This window comes from Salipiger sp. HF18, assembly GCF_011806505.1.
GTDB lineage: Bacteria > Pseudomonadota > Alphaproteobacteria > Rhodobacterales > Rhodobacteraceae > Salipiger > Salipiger thiooxidans.
Window position 1 is genome coordinate 1 of the sequence record NZ_JAATOS010000455.1, and the last position, 3,169, is coordinate 3,169.

Sequence of the window (3,169 nt, forward strand, 5' to 3'; positions counted from 1 at the left end):
TCGTCGAGCTTCTTGGAATCGTTCACCAAAGTCAGCGTGCCGAACACGTTGGCATAGAGGTGGGCGCGGGAATCAGCGACGTGGAACGACGCCTCGCCACCACTTTTCGCGGCACGTTCGGCGGCAGTGCCGCGCGCCGTGATGAACCAGATCGCGTTTTCGTCGGCATCGCCCTGCGGCGACATCGGCACCGGGCGCTCGCCGTCGGCGGCCAGCAGGCCGGCGCGCACATCCTTGAGCTGGCTCCAGAATTCGGACTTGAGATCCTTGGACATGGTGTCCTCCTTTGCGTTCTTCCTTGTGTCCCTCCTGAAACGCCGCGACCCGCCGACCTGTTCCTGCCTCTTGACGCAAGCGTGAGCCTGAGCGTAGATATGAACAAGCGTTCAATAATCGTCGGAGGAGGGCGAGGAATGTTCAACGCGGTCATGCGTTACGACCTGGGAGAGGATGTGAACGCCCTGCGCGAGATGGTTCATCGCTGGGCGCAGGAGCGGGTCAGGCCGATGGCGGCCAAGGTCGACAGTTCGAATGCCTTTCCGAACGAGCTCTGGACCGAGATGGGCGAGCTGGGCCTTCTGGGCATCACCGTGCCCGAGGAATTCGGCGGCGCCGGCATGGGCTACCTTGCCCATGTGGTGGCGGTGGAAGAGATCGCCCGGGCTTCGGCCTCGGTGTCGCTGTCCTACGGCGCCCACTCGAACCTCTGCGTGAACCAGATCAAGCTGAACGGCACGCAGGAGCAGAAGGCCAAATACCTGCCGGGGCTGGTCTCGGGCCAGCACGTCGGCGCGCTCGCGATGTCCGAGGCCGGGGCAGGCTCGGACGTGGTGAGCATGAAGCTCCGCGCCGAGAAGAAGAACGACCGCTTCGTGCTGAACGGCAACAAGTACTGGATCACCAACGGACCCGACGCCGACACGCTGGTGGTCTACGCCAAGACCGACCCCGATGCGGGCAGCCGTGGCATCACCGCGTTCCTGATCGAGAAGTCGATGACCGGCTTCACGACCAGCCCGCATTTCGACAAGCTCGGGATGCGCGGGTCGAACACGGCGGAGCTGATCTTCGACGACGTGGAAGTGCCCTTCGAGAATATCCTCGGCGAAGAGGGCAAGGGTGTGCGCGTGCTGATGTCGGGCCTCGACTACGAGCGCGTGGTGCTCGCGGGGATCGGCACCGGCATCATGGCGGCCTGCCTCGACGAAATCATGCCCTACCTGACCGAGCGCAAGCAGTTCGGACAGGCGATCGGGTCGTTCCAGCTGATGCAGGGCAAGATCGCCGACATGTACACGGCGATGAATTCGGCCCGCGCCTATGTCTACGAGGTCGCCAAGGCCTGCGACCGCGGCGACGTGACCCGTCAGGACGCGGCGGCCTGCTGCCTCTATGCCTCCGAGCAGGCGATGGTGCAGGCGCACCAGGCGGTGCTGGCGATGGGTTGACCGGGGTTCCTGGCATATCAGGAGTGCAGACGCAGGTTCAGCGACGCAAAGAACAGAGAGATGGGGGCCGGCACCTCGGAAATCCGCCGGATGCTGATCGGCCGCGAACTCATGGCGGCGATGAGCTGAGCCATGCGGTTGGGGGAATCGCGGTGGCCTGCTAGGGTGGCGTCATTGTCACGACGTCATTTCGGAGCATGTCATTGCCATGAAGACCTTTGCGATCTGCCTTTGCCTGCTGCTGCCCGTCGCGGCGGCAGCGGCCTCCAGCGACGCGGCGAAGCTTCAGGGCTGCGTCGAATCCTCGGCCTCGGGGCCGCAATCGGGAGTGCTCGGCAAATGCGTCGGCATGTTCCAACCGAGCTGCAAGGACGACACGACGATCGGCATCGCCGAGTGCATCATGCGCGAGCAGCGTGGCTGGGACGAGTTGCTGAATGCGTGGTGGACGCCGATGAAGGCGCGGGCGCAGGCGAATGGCAGCTGGGACAGCCTGCTCGCCGCGCAGCGCCAGTGGATCAAGGACCGCGACGCGGAATGCGCCCGGCGCTACGAAGAGGCGGGCGGCGGCTCGATCCGGGTGATCTACGGGGCGGAATGCCAGCGCGACCTGACGGCCGCGCGGGCGGTGGAGTTCTTCTACAGCCTCAATCGCTGAGGCCCGGGGCGCGGTCAGAAGCGCAGGATGTAGGACACGCCGAAGACCCACGGGTCGACCTCGACGGTGCCGATGTCATCGCCGTTCAGCTCGACATCGAGATCGATGTCGATGTAGCGGGCGTCGACGCGCAGCGCCGAGCGTTCGCTGATCGCGTAGTCCACGCCGAAGTGGCCCGACAGGCCCCAGCTGTCCTTGATGTCGAGACCCGAGATCTTCTGGTCCTCGAGCCCGAGGATGGTGGTGTAGTTCACACCGGCGCCGAAGAAGGGCGTGAAGGCGGTGTTGGTCGGCACGTGGTAGTTCAGCGTCACGGTCGGCGGCAGGTGCTTGACCTTCACGATGTCCGACCCGTTGGCCTTGACCTGGTGGGTGAAGGGCGTGGCGGCCAGCACTTCGATGCCGAGGTTGTCGGCGATGAAGTATTCGAAGGTCAGCGACAGCTGGGTGTTCTCGCCGACATCCATATCGAGCGCACCGCTGGCGAGGCTGCCATTGTCGTCGGAGGGGTTCACCCAGGCAAAGCCGATCCCCGCCGTCATGTCGCCCTTGGACTGAGCCAGCGCGCCGGTGGCGCAGACGGCCAGTACGGCCGCGGCGGAGACGAGTTTGGTCGTGTTCATCTTAGTCCCTTTCCAAATCGCACGTGGGGCCATTTGGGCGCTCGGGCAGATTCGCATGTTGATCTGAATCAAGCTTGGAACTCAGGGACTTGGGCTGTTGCAAATCCATCATATGAGGAGTCTGGGGTGCATCTTGAACCGCGCGTGAGGGCCGCGTCATGAGCCTTTCGACGGAGGAGACCGCACGGCGCCGGACGCTGGCGGAGGGGGCAGGCTACGACGCGCTGCGCGAGGGGTTCCGCTGGCCCGAGGCTGCCCGGGTCAACATGGCCGAGCAGGTCTGCGACAGTTGGGCGGCGCGCGAGCCCGGGCGCCCGGCGATCCTCGACATGCGCGCAGGCGGCGCGCCCGAGGTGGTGAGCTACGGTGCGCTCCAGGCGCTGTCGCGGCGGGGGGGGGGGGGGTGTGTCGGGGAAGGGGGGGGGGGGGGGGGGCGGGGG

The 3,169-nt window shown here is 65.6% G+C and carries 3 protein-coding genes and 2 pseudogenes; 3 read left to right on the forward strand and 2 right to left on the reverse strand.

The genetic code is table 11. From position 1 onward, the window contains the following. A partial coding sequence (locus tag HC022_RS22315; RefSeq protein ID WP_167453864.1) for a pyridoxamine 5'-phosphate oxidase family protein occupies positions 1-275 on the reverse strand: 275 nt, incomplete at its 3' end. Positions 276-413: 138 nt separating this feature from the next. Between HC022_RS22315 and HC022_RS22320 the strand changes: the two are divergent. Both HC022_RS22320 and HC022_RS22325 read left to right on the forward strand, forming a co-directional pair. Then, positions 414-1,577 (forward strand): annotated as a pseudogene (locus HC022_RS22320) (acyl-CoA dehydrogenase family protein). A 79-nt stretch (positions 1,578-1,656) separates the two neighbouring features. Further along, a complete protein-coding gene (locus HC022_RS22325) occupies positions 1,657-2,106 on the forward strand; it encodes a lysozyme inhibitor LprI family protein (protein WP_167453865.1) in 450 nt (149 codons plus the stop codon). A 14-nt stretch (positions 2,107-2,120) separates the two neighbouring features. On the opposite strand, the gene HC022_RS22330 is transcribed toward HC022_RS22325, so the two are convergent. Then, positions 2,121-2,729, reverse strand: coding sequence for an OmpW family protein (locus tag HC022_RS22330; RefSeq protein ID WP_008885975.1), 609 nt, complete (start codon positions 2,727-2,729; stop codon positions 2,121-2,123). Positions 2,730-2,887: 158 nt separating this feature from the next. On the opposite strand from HC022_RS22330, the pseudogene HC022_RS22335 reads away from it, so the two are divergent. Beyond that, a pseudogene (locus HC022_RS22335) lies at positions 2,888-3,169 on the forward strand (AMP-dependent synthetase); the annotation flags it as partial.

Coding starts and splice junctions, on each gene's coding strand:
- HC022_RS22325 (WP_167453865.1), top strand. CDS start 1,657: ATGAAGACCTTTGCGATCTGCCTTTGCCTGCTGCTGCCCGTCGCGGCG.
- HC022_RS22330 (WP_008885975.1), bottom strand. CDS start 2,729: ATGAACACGACCAAACTCGTCTCCGCCGCGGCCGTACTGGCCGTCTGC.